Source organism: Brevundimonas sp. SH203 (genome assembly GCF_002157625.1).
In the GTDB taxonomy this organism is placed as follows: domain Bacteria; phylum Pseudomonadota; class Alphaproteobacteria; order Caulobacterales; family Caulobacteraceae; genus Brevundimonas.
Genome location: NZ_BDMM01000004.1, coordinates 204,902 through 220,005, shown reverse-complemented (window position 1 = coordinate 220,005; position 15,104 = coordinate 204,902). Strand labels below are relative to the sequence as shown.

14 protein-coding genes are annotated in these 15,104 nt (G+C 69.7%); 5 read left to right on the top strand and 9 right to left on the bottom strand.

The genetic code is table 11. The features are described from left to right. Positions 1 to 174 precede the first annotated feature (174 nt). The 3 genes from SH203_RS10530 to SH203_RS10520 all read right to left on the bottom strand — a co-directional run bounded on the left by SH203_RS10530 (position 175) and on the right by SH203_RS10520 (position 1,964). Entirely contained in the window at positions 175 to 531 is a 357-nt protein-coding gene (locus SH203_RS10530; RefSeq protein ID WP_087120887.1) for a hypothetical protein, read from the bottom strand. Then, positions 528 to 1,157: a polyhydroxyalkanoate synthesis repressor PhaR gene (gene phaR, locus SH203_RS10525; RefSeq protein WP_234989465.1), complete on the bottom strand. Its 630-nt coding sequence runs from the start codon at positions 1,155 to 1,157 to the stop codon at positions 528 to 530. The genes SH203_RS10530 and phaR overlap by 4 nt, the downstream gene beginning before the upstream one ends. 93 nt (positions 1,158 to 1,250) lie before the next feature. Continuing rightward, on the bottom strand, positions 1,251 to 1,964 hold the full coding sequence (locus tag SH203_RS10520; protein WP_087120885.1) for a hemolysin III family protein: 714 nt from the start codon (positions 1,962 to 1,964) through the stop codon (positions 1,251 to 1,253). Positions 1,965 to 2,124: 160 nt separating this feature from the next. On the opposite strand from SH203_RS10520, the gene SH203_RS10515 reads away from it, so the two are divergent. Then, entirely contained in the window at positions 2,125 to 3,306 is a 1,182-nt protein-coding gene (locus tag SH203_RS10515) for an acetyl-CoA C-acetyltransferase (RefSeq protein WP_087120884.1), read from the top strand. A 135-nt stretch (positions 3,307 to 3,441) separates the two neighbouring features. On the opposite strand, the gene SH203_RS10510 is transcribed toward SH203_RS10515, so the two are convergent. Beyond that, positions 3,442 to 5,046 carry a M20/M25/M40 family metallo-hydrolase gene (locus SH203_RS10510; RefSeq protein WP_087120883.1) on the bottom strand — a complete coding sequence of 535 codons (1,605 nt, stop codon included), beginning with the start codon at positions 5,044 to 5,046 and terminating at the stop codon, positions 3,442 to 3,444. Between the two features lie 90 nt (positions 5,047 to 5,136). Continuing rightward, a complete protein-coding gene (gene htpX, locus SH203_RS10505; protein WP_087120882.1) occupies positions 5,137 to 6,102 on the bottom strand; it encodes a zinc metalloprotease HtpX in 966 nt (321 codons plus the stop codon). Between the two features lie 95 nt (positions 6,103 to 6,197). Between htpX and SH203_RS10500 the strand changes: the two genes are divergently transcribed. Both SH203_RS10500 and SH203_RS15915 read left to right on the top strand, forming a co-directional pair. Next, on the top strand, positions 6,198 to 6,458 hold the full coding sequence (locus SH203_RS10500) for a DUF1674 domain-containing protein (protein WP_087120881.1): 261 nt from the start codon (positions 6,198 to 6,200) through the stop codon (positions 6,456 to 6,458). 111 nt (positions 6,459 to 6,569) lie between these two features. Beyond that, positions 6,570 to 7,760: a hypothetical protein gene (locus tag SH203_RS15915; RefSeq protein WP_200808899.1), complete on the top strand. Its 1,191-nt coding sequence runs from the start codon at positions 6,570 to 6,572 to the stop codon at positions 7,758 to 7,760. 42 nt (positions 7,761 to 7,802) lie between these two features. Here SH203_RS15915 and pyrF read toward each other — a convergent pair whose 3' ends face one another. Then, positions 7,803 to 8,534, bottom strand: coding sequence for an orotidine-5'-phosphate decarboxylase (gene pyrF / locus SH203_RS10490; protein WP_087120879.1), 732 nt, complete (start codon positions 8,532 to 8,534; stop codon positions 7,803 to 7,805). Between the two features lie 82 nt (positions 8,535 to 8,616). Here pyrF and SH203_RS10485 point away from each other — a divergent pair, with 82 nt between their 5' ends. After that, the gene (locus SH203_RS10485; RefSeq protein ID WP_087120878.1) at positions 8,617 to 9,312 is read left to right on the top strand and encodes a MarC family protein; all 696 of its coding nucleotides are present in this window, start codon (positions 8,617 to 8,619) and stop codon (positions 9,310 to 9,312) included. A 7-nt stretch (positions 9,313 to 9,319) separates the two neighbouring features. Here the strand turns inward: SH203_RS10485 and SH203_RS10480 are convergent, their stop codons facing one another. Beyond that, positions 9,320 to 9,718 (bottom strand): metallopeptidase family protein, encoded by a 399-nt coding sequence (locus tag SH203_RS10480; RefSeq protein WP_087121009.1) that lies wholly within the window; start codon positions 9,716 to 9,718, stop codon positions 9,320 to 9,322. 129 nt (positions 9,719 to 9,847) lie between these two features. Here SH203_RS10480 and SH203_RS10475 point away from each other — a divergent pair, with 129 nt between their 5' ends. After that, entirely contained in the window at positions 9,848 to 12,169 is a 2,322-nt protein-coding gene (locus SH203_RS10475; protein ID WP_087120877.1) for a PAS domain-containing sensor histidine kinase, read from the top strand. On the opposite strand, the gene SH203_RS10470 is transcribed toward SH203_RS10475, so the two are convergent. Both SH203_RS10470 and SH203_RS10465 read right to left on the bottom strand, forming a co-directional pair. Continuing rightward, entirely contained in the window at positions 12,166 to 13,809 is a 1,644-nt protein-coding gene (locus SH203_RS10470) for a M28 family peptidase (RefSeq protein WP_087120876.1), read from the bottom strand. The genes SH203_RS10475 and SH203_RS10470 overlap by 4 nt on opposite strands. A gap of 37 nt (positions 13,810 to 13,846) precedes the next feature. Next, entirely contained in the window at positions 13,847 to 15,052 is a 1,206-nt protein-coding gene (locus SH203_RS10465; protein ID WP_087120875.1) for a TIGR03862 family flavoprotein, read from the bottom strand. Positions 15,053 to 15,104: the final 52 nt, after the last annotated feature.

The following is a 15,104-nucleotide window of genomic DNA, read 5'->3' as shown; positions in this document are numbered from 1 at the left end:
CTCAAGTAGCGCGAAGCGCGATAGGCCCAAAAAACTGCCCTAAGAGAACACCGAGAAGATCAGGGCCACGACGGCGACGTCGAAGACTTTGGCGGCGAGGCTGAAGGCGGCGGGCATGGGCGGGTCCGGCGTGAGGCGACTGCCCGCCTCTTCAGCAAGCCCCGTGCCGCCGGATCAGATCTCGGTCTTGGTCGTCTTGCCCGTGGTCGGGCGGCGCTCGGCCGCGCCCGAATATTCGGTCCCCAGATAGGCGGAGCGGGCCGCGTCCAGCACGGGCGGGCCGCCGCGCAGGCCGCGCTTCTGGCCGCCCTGGCCCATCTGCTGGGCGACGAAGGCGGCCGCGCCCGGCTCGGCGGCGGGCTGCACGGCAGCTCTTGCCGGGCGATCCTGAGCCCTGGTCTGCGGTTCGGGCGGGGCCAGGGGAACCAGCTCGCGCGAGGCGGCGCGGGCGCGCCGCTCGCGTTCGCGACGTTCGCCCTCGCGCCGCTCGATGCGCTCGGGCCCGCCGACGGGGCCGATGCGGTCGGTCATTTGGGTCTGGCGCCGGCCAAGCTGTCGATCTGGCGGCGCATCTCGTCCATCTGGCGGCGCATTTCGTCCAGGGCGTCGGGCGCCTTTTCGGCCGTTTCGGAGGAGTGGGCCGGGTCGACCCTGGCCTCGGTCGGCTCGGCGCGGGCATAGCCGAAGCCGGGGAACATCTGCATGGCGCGTTCGAACATGGCGATGTTGGCCCGGGCCGCGTCCTCCATCAGGCTGGCGCCCGCGCCGGTCCCAAAGGCGCGGCTCATCTGGCTGGCGAACTGTTCCTGCTGGCGGCCGAAGTTGGCCAGGGACATCTCCAGATATGAGGGCAGCACCCCCTGCATCTGGCCGCCGTAGAAGCCGATCAGCTGGCGCAGGAACTGGACCGGCAGCAGGGCCTCGCCCCGGCTTTCTTCCTCGAAGATGATCTGGGTCAGGATCTGGCGGGTCAGGTCGTCGTTGGTCTTGGCGTCATAGACGACGAAATCGACCCCTTCGCGCACCATGGTCGCCAGGTCCTCCAGCGTCACATAGGCGCTGGTCCGCGTGTTGTAGAGACGTCGGTTCGCATACTTCTTGATGACGACCGTTTCGGCCGCGTTCTTGTTTCCGCCCTTGGATTTTTCGTCAGCCACGCTTGTTCTCGCGATGTTGCAACGCATCACTATCCCCCCTTGCGCGCCCGAGCGCCAGAGGGGGCGACAATGCGCCGGAAGCGGAACGTCGTCCTAGTGCGTCAGGGCGGGGGCCAGAACGACCCCAACCAGCACCGCCGCCCAGTGGACGGTGGCGCCGGTGACGACGAACCCATGCCAGATGGCGCGGCGGAACCGGACCTTGGGGCTGATGAAGACGAAGACTCCGGCGGTGTAGATCAGGCCGCCGATGACCAGCAGGGTCAGGGCGACGGGATGCACCGTCTCGACCATCGGCTTCAGCGCCGCCACCGCCAGCCAGCCGAAGACGACATAGACGCCGCTCCAGAACCGATCCGAGATGCGCGGCGCGAACAGCTTCACGCCCGCGCCCATGAAGGCCAGGGTCCAGATCAGGGTGGTGAAGCCCACGGCCCACAGCCCCTCGAACCGCTGGGTGGTGAAGGGGGTGTAGCTGCCAGCGATCATCAGGAAGATGGCCGCCTCGTCCAGGCGACGCAGAACCGGCCGCGCGGCGCACGGATTGGTCCAATTATAGATAGTCGAGGCCGTCAGCATTCCCACCAGACAAAGCGCATAGATGGCCGTCGAAAGCACGCCGCCGATGCCCGTGTAAACGCCCGCCAGCCCCGCCAGAATGACGCCGCCGACCGCCGCCAGCATCAGGCCGACGACATGGACCCACAGGTCCGCCAGCTTTTCGGCCTGGGTCGGATAATGCTCGATCATATCCAGCTCGTCCGGCGTGCAGACGTGGGCGACAAGACGTTTGATCGTGCGCAGCATGGCCAATCCAATCCCAGATCGCGCGTATCGTTCCGCCACAATGCGCCGACAGGGTGACGATTGGCTGAATCCGCAGCCGGGTTGCGTCGTCGCAGGTGACGAAGCCCTCGCGATGCGGCAAAACGGCCACGCATCCTTATTCCGCAGAGAGTGAAATCCCATGACCGAGGTCGTCATCGTCTCCGCCGCCCGCACGCCCGTCGGGGCCTTCATGGGCGGTCTGGCCGCCCTGCCGGCCTCCAAACTGGGCGAGATCGCCATCAAGGCGGCGGTGGAGCGCGCCGGCGTCTCGGGCGAGGAGGTGGACGAGGTGATACTGGGTCATGTGCTTCAGGCCGCCGCCGGTCAGGGACCGGCGCGTCAGGCCGCCGTCGGCGCGGGCGTCCGAAAGGAAGCCGCCGCCTGGAGTCTGAACCAGATCTGCGGCTCGGGCCTGCGGGCCGTGGCCATCGCCGCCCAGCAGATCGCGCTAGGCGATGCGAAGATCGTCGTCGCCGGCGGTCAGGAAAGCATGAGCCAGGCGCCCCACGCCCAGCAACTGAGGGCGGGCGCCAAGATGGGCGACGTGGCCTTCGTCGACACCATGATCAAGGACGGCCTGTGGGACGCCTTCAACGGCTATCACATGGGCCAGACGGCCGAGAACATCGCCGACAAGTGGGAGATCACGCGCGAGGCCCAGGACGATTTCGCCCTGGCCAGCCAGCGCAAGGCCGAGGCGGCCCAGACCGCCGGCAAGTTCGACGACGAGATCGTTCCCGTCGTCATCCCCGGCAAGAAGGCCGACGTCACGGTCGACAAGGACGAATACATCCGCCACGGCGCGACCATCGAGGCGATGCAGAAGCTGCGCCCGGCCTTCGCCAAGGACGGATCGGTGACGGCCGCCAACGCCTCGGGCCTGAACGACGGCGCCGCCGCCCTGGTGCTGATGAGCGCGGACGAGGCCAGGGCGCGCGGGCTGGAGCCGCTGGCCCGCATCGCCTCCTACGCCACCGCCGGCGTCGATCCCTCGGTCATGGGCACGGGGCCGATCCCGGCCTCGAAGAAGGCGCTGGAGAAGGCGGGCTGGACTGTCGCCGACCTCGATCTGGTCGAATCCAACGAGGCCTTCGCCGCCCAGAGCCTGTGCGTCTTGAAGGAACTGGGTCTCGATCCGGCCAAGGTCAACGTCAACGGCGGCGCCATCGCCATCGGCCACCCCATCGGCGCCTCGGGCGCCCGCATCCTGACGACGCTGCTGTTCGAAATGAAGCGGTCGGGCGCGAAGAAGGGTCTGGCCACCCTGTGCATCGGCGGCGGCATGGGCGTGGCGATGTGCGTCGAGCGGGCGAACGCTTAAACCGTCATTCCGGGGCCGAGCGAAGCGAGGAACCCGGAACCCAGGACTGCCCGCTCGCTCTTAACCGCGTCGAGAATGGCCGCCATCCTCCTGGGTTCCGGGTTCGCCCGATGGGCGCCCCGGAATGACGTGGTTTCAATCCGCCGGATATTCGAACGGATCGCTCGGCGTCGGTTGGGTCGGCAACGGCATCCGGGGCAGGGGCTCGTCGCGGTTGGCGGCGTTCAACAGGAAGCTGGCCAGGATGACGGCGGCCTGACGCAGATCCTCGGCCTTCAGGTGGTCGTAGCTGTCGATGCTGGTGTGGTGCAGGCGGCTGGAATAGTCGAGCGGGTCCTGAATGAACTGATACCCCGGCACGCCCACGGTCTGCATATAGACATGGTCGGTGCCGCCCGAGTTGCGCAGCGACACGCTGGTCGCGCCCAGGCTGGCGAAGGGCGCCAGCCAGTCCTGGAAGATCGGGGCGGCGGCGACATTGCCCTCGGCGTTGATGCCGCGAATCTTGCCCGAGCCGTTGTCCAGATTGAAATAGGCGACCAGATCGCGATAGCCGGCGCGCGGTTCGACGGGCCAGCGGCTGCGCCAGGTGCGATTGTTCGACAGGCCCGCCAGCGCCGGATCGTTCGACGGCGCGCGCGTCGCCAGATGACGGTCCACATAGGCCAGCGAGCCCAGGATGCCCTGTTCCTCGCCGTTCCACAGGGCGAAGCGGATGGTGCGTTTGGGCCGCACGTTCAGCGCCTTCAGGATGCGCGCCGCCTCCAGGACGACGGCGCTGCCCGCCGCATTGTCCACCGCGCCGTCGGAGGCGACCCAACTGTCCAGATGGGCGCCGGCCATGACATATTCGGTCCCGCGCGCGGTGCCGGGAATGTCGGCCAGGATGTTGTAGGCGTTGACGTCCTCGTCGTGGAACCGGACCTCGCTGTTCAGCTCCAGCGTCGGCGGGGCGTCGGTCAGGGCCAGACGCGCCAGACGGCGATAATCCTCGGCCGCCAGCTCCATCCCCGCCAGTTTCGGCGTGGCGCCGACCTGATAGGTGTAGCCCGTGCCGTGCAACAGGCCGCCGTCCCGCTGGGAAATCCGCACCCAGGCCAAGGCGCCCTGTTCGACCAGGAAGGCGTCCATCTTCGAGGCGAAATCTGCGGTCTCCAGCGACTTGCGGATGGCGGCGGGGGAATACTGCGGCTGGTTATAGGTGTTGCGCTCGGCCAGTTCGGCGCTGGTCCAGCGGCGGAAGGCCGGCTCGGTCGGCTCCGACCCCGCGCCCGGCTGGGAGATCATGACGATCTTGCCCGCCAGCTTGCCGCGCCATTTGTCGAAATCCTCGACCTTGGACAGGGGCGCCACGATCACGCCCGCGCTGATCGTTCCATTCGTGCCGGGCGTCCAGGCCACCGGAATGGCCCGCAGGTCCAGCGGGCGCGGCGCGGTCATGCGGGCGCTGGAGCGGACGATGGACCAGCCCCGACCGAACTCGAAACCCTCGGCGCGCACGTCGGACAGGCCCCAGGCGCGGAACTGCTGCTGCGCCCAGCGTTCGGCCTCGCGCATCTGGGGCGAGTTGGTCATCCGCCCGCCGATCCGGTCGGTCAGATAGGCGGCGGTCTGCATCACCTGGCTGTGGTTCAGCCCCTGGTCGATGATGCCGTTGACGGCGACGCGATCCACAGACTGGGCGGCGACGGGCGTGGCGAGCAGGGCGGCGGCGGACACGAAGGCGAGCAGGCGCGACATGGATTCCCCTTTACTGAACAGGGGCGCATCTGAGGCGATCCGCCCGGGGAGTGCAAATCGCAAAGGTCGCTCAGGCCGCGACGATCAGCCTCAGCCCCAGGGGCCGCGCGGCTCGGTCGGGGTGGTCGGAACGCCCGTGGTCGTGAAGCCGGCGGCGGGGCGCGGCTGGGTCAGATCGGGCGTCTGCGACCGGGGCTGCATCCCCATCCGCGCGCCCAGCTCCATCAGCGCCCGCACGCGGTTGCCCGTCGCCGGGTGGGTCGAGAACAGGTTGTCCGCCCCGCGTCCCGCCAGCGGATTGATGATGAACAGCTGGCCCGAGGCCGGATTGCGCTCGGCCGTCGGATTGTGGATGCGCTTGGCGTAGGCCTCGATCTTCTGCAGGGCGCTGGCCAGGGCCTGGGGATCGCCGGCGATCTCGGCGCCGACGCGGTCGGCCTCGTATTCGCGGCCCCGGCTGATGGCCATCTGCACCAGGCCCGCCGCCATGGGCGCCAGCAGCATCAGGGCGATCGTGCCGATAATGCCGCCCGGACGCTCGCGGTCGTTGCCGCCGAAGAACAGGGCGAAATTGGCCAGGGCGGCGATGGCCCCGGCGATGGTCGCCGTCACCGTCATGATCAGGGTGTCGCGGTTCTTCACATGGGCCAGTTCGTGCGCCATCACCCCGCGCACCTCTTCCCGCGTCAGCATGTCCAACAGGCCGGTGGTGGCGCAGACGGCGGCGTTCTGCGGATTTCGTCCGGTGGCGAAGGCGTTGGGCTGGTCGTTGGGGATGATGGCGACCTGGGGCTGTGGCAGGCCGGCGTCCTGGGCCATCTGGCGCACGTCGGCGACATAGTTCCTGACCACGGCGTTCGGATGCTGCTCGTCGACCGGCTGGGCCCGGTACATCTTCAGCACGATCTTGTCGGCGTTCCAGTAGCTGAACAGATTCATCCCGCCTGCGAACAGCAGGGCGATGGCCATGCCGGTCGCGCCGCCGATCAGATAACCCAGCCCCATGAACAGGGCGGTCATGACGGCCAGCAGGATGAAGGTCTTCAGATGGTTCATCGCGGTTCCATGCCCGATCCGGCCGCAGCGTCTGGCGTCACGGGTTCGATCGTCTATTTGAGGAAAGGCGCACCAAGCCTCAAGGGAGCCGCCCTGTGACCGAACATCCCACCCCCGCGCCCGACGGCGACGACCAAACGGCGCCGACAGGCCCGGTTTTCAACGCCGACGTGCCGCACGCCACGCCCGAAAGGCCCCTGAGCGAAGCCGCCCGTCGCGCGCTTCAGGAGGCGGCGGATCGCCGCGCGAAGCAGTTGGAGGAGGCGAAGGCCGATCCCGAACATGGCGGACCCAGGGGGCCGGAGCCGACCCGGTTCGGCGATTGGGAGAAGAAGGGCATCGCCGTGGATTTCTGACGCCGCGGCGGCCCCTCGCGCGGCGGGCGTTAACCTTCGCTTAAGAAATAGGCGCCGGACTTGCCAGTGTCGGGACAACTCAGAGGAGTCTGTCCCGTGACGATACAGTCGATGATCACCGCCGCGTCGGCGGCTCTGCTGCTCTCCGCAGCGCCCGCCCTGGCCGGAGGCCCCGGCGGTTATGGCGGCGGCCATGGCGGCATGCCCGGCGGCTGCGGAGGATGCGGCGGCGGCGGCCATTACGGCGGCGGCGCCTACAACGCCAACAACAACGTCAATGTGAACGTGAACGGCGGGGCCAACGCCTATTCCAACGCCTACGCCAATGCGGGGGCCTATGCCGGCGCGACCGGCTATTCGGCCATCAACGCCCGGTCTTATTCCAGTTCGTCCAGCTTCCAGCGCGGCTATGTCGGCGGCGGCACGACCTATGTGGGCGGCGGCGGCTATTCGGACGGCTATGTCGGCGGCGGTTATGGCGGCGGTTACGTGACGTCGGCCCCGGTTCTGGTCGGTCGTCCGCCCGTCAGCGCTCCGGTCGGCTATCCGGTCTATGGCTTCGGCCGCGACTATATCGGCTGGCGTCCCTATCCGGGCCGTCCGGCGGACTGCAACTGCCGCCCGCCCGTCCGTCAGCCCGCCCGTCCGCCCGTGCGTTATGAACAGCGCTACGAGCAACGCTATGAGCAACGCTATGAGCAGCGTTACGTCGAACAGCCGCCGGTCTATGTGCAGGCGCCGCCGGTCCAGGTCGCGCCCCAGCGCATCTATGTCGCCCCGTCCCAGGTGAACATCGCTCCGGCCCAGGTCGAGATGGGTCCGCCCACCTATATCGAACAGCCGCCGATCTATGTGCAGGCGCCGCCGGTCAACATCGGGCCCCAGCGCGTGCAGGTGGCCCCGGCCCAAGTCAATATGGCCCCGGCCCAGGTCGACGTCGGACCGCCCGTCTATGTCGATCAGGCCCCGATCTACGCCCAGTCCGCGCCGGTCAACATCGGCCCGCAACGGGTTCAGGTCGCCCCGGCCCAGGTCAATGTCGCGCCCGCCCAGGTTGAGGTCGGCGGTCCGGTCTATGTCGATCAGTCGCCGGTCTATGTGCAGTCGGCGCCGGTCAATGTGGCTCCGGCCCAGGTCTATGTCGCGCCGCCCGAGGTGAACACGGCGCCTCCGCCCCCGGCCCCGCCGCCTCCGCCGCCCCCGCCGTCGGGCTATTACGGCGATCTGCCGCCGCCGGACGCCCCGGCGCCCCGCGCGCCGGCGCATCACCGCTACGCCCAGGAGCCGGGCGAGCGGGGCTGATCGCGCGAAACTATTGAAGCGTAACCGTCGCCCTGATCTGTCTCAGATCAGGGCGATCTGCTGTGCGATGGCCTGGGCGGCCGCGCGCGGATCGACGGCGGCCGTGATCGGGCGGCCGATGACCAGATGGGTCGCGCCGGCCTGCAGGGCCTCGGCCGGCGTCGCCGCCCGCGCCTGATCGTCCAGCGCCGCGCCCGCCGGCCGCACGCCCGGCGTCACGATCAGGAAGTCCGGTCGTCCCGTCGCGACGGCCAGGGCGCGGACGCGCGCCGCCTCGTGCGGGCTGGAGACGACGCCGTCGATCCCCGCGTCCAGCGCCTGGCGCACGCGCAGCTCGACCAGGTCCGCCGGCGACAGGCTGTGATCGTCCGCCGACACATCCTCGGCCGTCAGGCTGGTCAGGACCGTGACCCCCAGCACCTTCAGCGTCGACCCGTCCGCGCCCCGCCGAGCCGCCGCCATCACCTGGGGCCGGGCGTGGACGGTCAGAAGATCGCAACCGGCCCCCGCCAGATTGGCCGTCGCCTTCTCCACCGTCGCGCCGATGTCGTGCAGCTTCCAGTCCAGAAAGACCTGTCGCCCTTGCGCCTTCAGGTCGCGCGCCAGCTCCATGCCGCCCGCCGCGAACAGCTGAAGCCCGATCTTGTAGAAGCCGACCGCATCGCCGATCCCCTCGACCAAAGCGGCCGCTTCATCGGTCGTCGGCACGTCCAGGGCGCAGATGATGCGCGCGTCGGGGCCGGGCGCGGGCGCCGCTGTGTGGGTCTGGGTCATCGACGGACTCGCGCTGAGCGGCTATGCCGGACGAGAGGGCGCGTCGACATGCGGCGTTATGGACTGAGGGCGAGGGCAGGCGATGAACGCAGTCGATTTGGGTGTCAACCTGTTCGTGACCCTGTTCGCCCTGTTGGACCCGATCGGCAACCTGCCGATCTTCGCCGCCGCCACGGCCGGGGCCACGCTGCGTCAGCGGATTTCGGTCTCGGCCCTGATCTGCGCCTTCGCCACGGTCTTTCTGGCCTTCTTCCTGTTCACCGGCCTGGGCCTTCTGCAGTTCTTCGGCATTTCGCTGGCCGCCTTCCGCATCGCCGGGGGCATTCTGCTGCTGTTCCTGGGGCTGGACATGGCGCGCGGCGACTTCCTGGCCATGTTCGCCGACAAGGATGCGCTGAGCGACGCCAAGGACGTGCGCGGCTATGCGCGTCGCCGGTTCCAGCGGCTGGTCGTGCCCTTCGCCATTCCGCTGATGATCGGGCCGGGCGCCATTTCGGCCGTCATCATCCAGGCGGGCGAGGCGGCCAAGCTGGGCTATGCCGGCACGATGGGGTCGCTGATCGCCATCGCCGCCGCCTGCGCCGTGTCCTTCGTCTGTTTCGCCCTGACCGGCTCGCTCAGCCGCCTGCTGGGCGAGGTGGGCATGGCCATCGTGGTCAAGGTGCTGGGCCTGATCCTGTGCGCCCTGGCGATCCAGTTCATCCTGCTGGGTCTGGGCGAGGCCATTCCCGGCATGATCTCTGGCGCGGTGACGACGCCCTATCCGGCGGATCGGTGACCGGCGTTCAGTCGGCGTCGTCCTCGATGGCGTGGATGTCGTCGTCGGTCAGGCCCAGGTGATGGCCGATCTCGTGGATCAGGACGTGGGCGATCAATTCGGCGATCCCCACATTCCCGCGCTCGCACCATTCGTCCAGGATCGGACGGCGATAAAGGAAGACCCGCGACGGCTCGGCCGCCGGCCCCAGACCGTCGCGCCGACCGATGTCCACGCCATGATACAGGCCCGTCAGTTCGAACGGGTCCTCGATCTCCATCTCCGCCAATGTGGCCTCGTCCGCAAAGTCGTCGATGCGGATGACCACCTCGCCCGCGGCCTGGCGGAACGGGGCGGGCAGGGCGTCGAACGCCTCGCGCGCCAGGCGGGCGAAGTCATCGAGCGAGGGGGCGATGGGGTCGGTCATGGGCCGCATATCGCCGCGCCGGGCCGCCTTCGCAACGGGGCGCGATGACGCGATCAAGAGACTGCCGCATTTTCGCGCGGTTGGCGTTATGGTTAAGCGAATCGCGGCGCGAACTCTCCAGGGACACGAATGGCCGAGGCCGACATCGCCTACGTCGCCACTGCAGGCGCAGCCGGACTGGCCATGGCGGTCAGCGCCTGGGCCTTGCTGATGCGCGGGCGGTTGAACACCGCCGCCGACGAGGCCGAGCGCGAGCGGATCGACGCCCTGGCCAGCCTGGGCCGCCATGACGCCATGCTGCGCGCCTTCGACGACGTCAGCCTGGCCCTGACGCCCGACGGCCGGGCGGCCGGGGCGCCGATCGGTTCGCCCGAACTGGTGGCGCGGTTGGCCGAGGACAGCGACGATGTCGGCCCCGCCGTCCTGGCCCGCCTCAGGGAAACGCACGGCGCCCTGATCGACGCCCTGGTGCAGTCGGGACAGGCGTTCGAGGGTCTGACGGCGCTGGATGCGGGCGAACCCTGGCGGATCGAGGGGCGGGTCGCGGGCGGGGTCGCCTGGCTGCGCCTGGCGCCGGCCTCGCGCTTCACCCTGACCGGGGCGGATGCGACCGAAAGCGGCCTGGCCATGCTGGGCGACGCCTCGCCCACCCCGACCTGGGTGGTCGACGGCGCGGGCAAGCTGGCCTGGGCCAACCGGGCCTGGTTGAACGCGGTCAACGCCGAGACGCTGGACGCGGCCGTCGAGGGCGGCCTGTCGTTCGATCGCGGCGCCGACGCCCTGGTCGCCGAGGCTGCGCGGCTGGGCGTGCGTCAGGAGGGCTTCCGCTGGACGACCGGCGGCGGCGCGCGGCGGGCCTGGCGCATCATCGCCGAACCGGCGGGCGGCGGCGCCGTCACCGCCTTCGCCATCGACGTGACCGAGGCGGAGGAGACGCGCGACACCCTGCGTCGCCACGTCGAGGCCCATGACGAAACGCTGAACCATCTGGCGGACGCGGTGGCCATCTTCGGCCCGCAGAAACGGCTGGCCTTCCACAACACCGCCTTCCAGACCCTGTTCGACATCGACCCTGCCTGGCTGGACGAACGGCCGACCCACGCCGAACTGCTGGACCGCCTGCGCCAGCGCCGCAGCCTGCCCGAGGTCGTCGATTACGCTGGGTGGAAGGCGCGCGAGCTGGACTTCTACGGTGCGTCCGAGGCTTCGCCCGACGACAGCTGGTCCCTGCCGGACGGCCGGACGTTGCGCATGGTGCGCCAGCCCCACCCGCTGGGCGGCATCCTGCTGATCTTCTCGGACATCACCGACGAACTGAAGCTGCGCAGCCGGTTCAACGCCCAGATCCAGGTCCAGCGCGCCACCCTGGACAAGCTGAACGACGCCGTGGCCGTGTTCGGCTCCGACGGTCGGCTTCGCCTGCATAACGAGGCGTTCGAGAGTTTCTGGAGCCTGTCGGCCGACCGGATCGCCGTCCTGGCCGACTTCGACGACCTGGCCGAACTGTGCAAGGCGGTCCTGCCTGATCCGGCCCTGTGGCTGGGGCTGAAGGCGCGGGTGGCCGATCCCGATCCCGAAAGCCGGGTGGCCATTTCGGGCGAGGGGCGCACCGTCGACGGCCGCGTCGCCGCCTGGCAGACCCGCCCCCTGCCGGACGGCGCCACCCTGGTCGCCTTTTCCGACGTCACCGCCCGCCGCGGGCTGGAACAGGCCCTGGTCCAGCGCGAACAGGCTTTGGCCGAAAGCCAGGCCCTGAAGCGCGAGTTCGTGGGCAGCGTCTCCTATGAGCTGCGCACGCCGCTGACGACCATCGTCGGCTATTCCGAACTGCTGGAGACGATGGGCGATCTGCCCGACCGCAGCCGCCAGCACGCCGGCGCCATCCGCGTCGCCGCCAGCCAGTTGGCCCGCTCCATCGACGACGTGCTGGACATGGCCCAGATCGACGCCGGCGAGATGGAGCTGTCGCTGGGCGACCTGCGCGTTTGCGACCTGCTGGCCGAGGCGGGAGAAAAAGTCCGTTCACGGATCGAGGGACGCGGCGCCAGCCTGACCGTATCCTGCCCGACCGATCTGAAACCGATCCGCGCCGACCAGCATCGCATCGGCCAGGCGCTGGATCATCTGCTGGAAAACGCCGCGCGGGCGGTGTCGGACGGCGGGGCTGTGGTGCTGAAGGCCGAGGGCGGGCCGTCCGAAGTCCGTCTGAGCGTGTCCGACACCGGGCGCGGCATCCCCTATCATCTGCAGGCCCACGTCTTCGACCGTTTCGTGCGGCGCGAACGCGGCGGCCCCGGCGTCGGCCTGGCCCTGGTCAAGGCGCTGGTCGAACTGCACGGCGGCTGGGCCGAGGTGGAAAGCGAGCCAGGCAAGGGCGCCGCCTTCATCCTGCATCTGCCGCTGGGCGCCGCGACCACCGCCGCCGCGCCCGAGCTTCAGCTGGAGCTTTAGCGCCGCGTCGACTTCGAGGCCTCGCGCGCCGGGCCGAACTCGGCGCCCGCGTTCCATTCGGGCCATTGATCGCTGTCGGCCAGATCGCGTCCGACGGCGTAGATCAGGGCCACGTCGGCGGCCGCCGCGTCCATGCGCCAGCTGTCGTTCCATTCGTCCGTGGGCTGATGGTATCGGTTCTGGACATAGTCGCGGCTGGCGGCGCTGGCGCCGGTGAAGCCCGCCGCCGGGAACAGGGCCGGCACCCCCTTCAGCGCCAGGGGGAAATGGTCCGAGCGATAGAAGGCCCCGGCCTGGGGCGCGGGATCGGCGATCAGGGTGCGGCCCGTCTGCGTGGCATGGCGGGCCAGAATGTCGTCCAGCTGGTTCTTGCCCTTGCCGATGACCACGACGTTGGGATCGATCTCGGTCCCCGGCAGCAGGCTGTCGACATTGATGTTGGCGACCGTGGTTTCCAGCGGCCAGACCGGATTGGCGGCGTAATAGGTCGAACCCAACAGGCCCGCCTCCTCGCCCGACCAGGCGGCGAAGACGACCGAGCGTTTCGGGCGCGGTCCCTCGGCGAAGGCGTGGGCCAGCTCCAGCAGGGCCGCCACGCCGGTCGCATTGTCCACCGCCGCATTATAGATCTTGTCGCCCTGGGCGTTCGGCGTGCCGACGCCGTAGCCGTCCCAGTGGGCGCCGTAGATGACGGTCTCGTTCGGGCGTTCGGCGCCGGGAATGCGGGCCAGGACGTTCTTGGTTTCCACCCGGTCGGCGATCTGGCCGAAATCGACGCTCATCGTCAGGCCGGGCAGGACCACGGGTTTGAAGTCGGCCTTACGGGCGCTGTCCTTCAGGGCAGCGAAGTCCAGACCGGCGGCGCGGAACAGCTCTTCGGCCCTGGCGCGTTGAATCCAGCCCTGGAAGGGCGCGCGTTCGGCGTCGGGATCGGCGCGCACGATGTCGAACTTGGGCGCCGCCGACGAGTTCTGCAGCACCGACCAGGGATAGCCGGCGCCCGCCGTCTCATGCACCACCAGGACGCCGGCCGCGCCGCGACGCCCCGCCTCCTGGAACTTGTAGGTCCAGCGGCCATAGAAGGTCATGGCCTGACCGTCGAACTTGCCGGCGACGGCATCACTCTCGGCGGCCTCGAAATCGGGATCGTTGACCAGGACGACGACGACCTTGCCGCGCACGTCCACGTCCTTGAAATCGTCCCACTGGCGCTCGGGCGCCGTCGCGCCATAACCGACGAAGACGACGGGGGCGTCTGTCACGGTGATGTGGTTCACCGGCCGGTCGCTGGAGACCAGCACGTCGGGGCCGCGTTCGAGGGTGATCGTCCTGCCGCCGACGGTCGCGGCGACGGTCGCCGGCCCGTCCTGACGGGTGCGCGACAGATGGGCGACCTGGACGAAGGCGCCGTCCGGCCCGCCGCCCTCGGCGCCTGCCGCGCGGAACTGCTCGACCAGCCAGGCGACGGTCTTCTCCTCGCCGGGCGAGGCGGGGGCGCGGCCTTCGAATTCGTCCGAGGCCAGAACCCGCACCGCCTGGTTCATCCGCTCGGCGTCGATCGCGGGCGCCTGCTGGGCCAGGGCGGGCGCGCAGGCCATCATCAGGGCCAGGACGGAAACGGCGGGAAGGGCGTGGCGCATAGGGAACTCCTGATCGAACCGGCCGACCCTGCCCGTCTCAGCCCTGGCTGTCGAGCCAGTCGATCACGCCCCGGGCCGCGACGACGCCCGAGGCGAAACTGGCCTGAAGCAGATAGCCGCCCGTCGGCGCCTCCCAGTCCAGCATCTCTCCGGCGAGGAAGACGCCCGGCCGGTCGCGCAGCATCAGCCCCGGGTCCACGCCGTCCAGCCGAACCCCGCCGGCCGAGGATATGGCCCGCTCCAGTCCCTGAACGCCGGTCAGGGTCAGGGGAACAGCCTTGATCCGCTGAGCCAGCGCACGGGGATCGGCGGGCGGCGGGCCGGCCTCGTGCAGCAGGGCGACCGCCGCCGGTTCAAGTCCTGCGGTCTTTCGCAGATGGTTCGACAGACTGGCCTTGCCGCGCGGTCGATCCAGCCGCGCGGTCAGGCGGTCGATGTCGAGGTCGGGCTTCAGATCAATCCGCACCTCGGCCTGACCCGCCGCCTGAACCGCGTCGCGCAGAGGCGCCGACAGGGCATAGACCGCGCCGCCTTCCAGCCCATAGCGCGCGATCATCGCCTCGCCCCGGACGGATCGGTCGCCGTGGCTCAGCGCGATGCCCTTCAGCGGCTGACCGGAGAACCGTTCGCGGAACAGCGGCGACCAGGCGACGTCGAAACCGACGTTGGCGGGTCGGAACGGCGTCGTCGGCGCGTCCAGCCAGGCGGTCCAGGCGCCGTCCGATCCCAGGCGCGGCCAGCTGGCGCCGCCAAGGGCCAGAACCACGGCGTCCGGCTGCTCCAGCCGCTCGCCCTCGGGCGTGTCGAACGCAAGAGCCCCGGCCTTCCATCCGATCCAGCGCGAGCGGGTTCGCACCTCCACTCCCAGCGTCTCAAGCCGGGCCAGCCAGGCCCGCAGCAGGGGCGAGGCCTTCATCGCCTGGGGGAAGACCCGCCCGCTGGACCCCACGAAGGTCGGCTGACCCAACCCCTCGACCCATTGCGTCAGGTCGGCCGGCGAAAAGGCGTCCATCCAGCGGCTGACCGTCGGCTGGGCTGTTCCATAGCGGGCGGCGAACCGATCCAGCGGTTCGGAATGGGTCAGGTTCAGCCCGCCGCGACCGGCCATCAGAAGCTTGCGCGCGACCGACGGCATCCGCTCGTGGACCACGACCCGCACCCCGGCCTGGGCCAGCCGTTCGGCCGCCATCAGCCCGGCCGGGCCGGCGCCGATCACATGAACCTGTCTGACGGATTCGCTCATCGTCCCCGCTTTGCCCGCTCGGCTCCGCTCTGGCTATAGGCGCGCGCGTCGC

Coding starts and splice junctions, on each gene's coding strand:
- SH203_RS10470 (WP_087120876.1), bottom strand. CDS start 13,809: ATGCGCCACGCCCTTCCCGCCGTTTCCGTCCTGGCCCTGATGATGGCC.
- SH203_RS10465 (WP_087120875.1), bottom strand. CDS start 15,052: ATGAGCGAATCCGTCAGACAGGTTCATGTGATCGGCGCCGGCCCGGCC.
- SH203_RS10475 (WP_087120877.1), top strand. CDS start 9,848: ATGGCCGAGGCCGACATCGCCTACGTCGCCACTGCAGGCGCAGCCGGA.
- SH203_RS15915 (WP_200808899.1), top strand. CDS start 6,570: ATGATCACCGCCGCGTCGGCGGCTCTGCTGCTCTCCGCAGCGCCCGCC.
- htpX (WP_087120882.1), bottom strand. CDS start 6,102: ATGAACCATCTGAAGACCTTCATCCTGCTGGCCGTCATGACCGCCCTG.
- SH203_RS10515 (WP_087120884.1), top strand. CDS start 2,125: ATGACCGAGGTCGTCATCGTCTCCGCCGCCCGCACGCCCGTCGGGGCC.
- SH203_RS10520 (WP_087120885.1), bottom strand. CDS start 1,964: ATGCTGCGCACGATCAAACGTCTTGTCGCCCACGTCTGCACGCCGGAC.
- SH203_RS10510 (WP_087120883.1), bottom strand. CDS start 5,046: ATGTCGCGCCTGCTCGCCTTCGTGTCCGCCGCCGCCCTGCTCGCCACG.
- SH203_RS10530 (WP_087120887.1), bottom strand. CDS start 531: ATGACCGACCGCATCGGCCCCGTCGGCGGGCCCGAGCGCATCGAGCGG.
- SH203_RS10480 (WP_087121009.1), bottom strand. CDS start 9,718: ATGACCGACCCCATCGCCCCCTCGCTCGATGACTTCGCCCGCCTGGCG.
- SH203_RS10485 (WP_087120878.1), top strand. CDS start 8,617: ATGAACGCAGTCGATTTGGGTGTCAACCTGTTCGTGACCCTGTTCGCC.
- pyrF (WP_087120879.1), bottom strand. CDS start 8,534: ATGACCCAGACCCACACAGCGGCGCCCGCGCCCGGCCCCGACGCGCGC.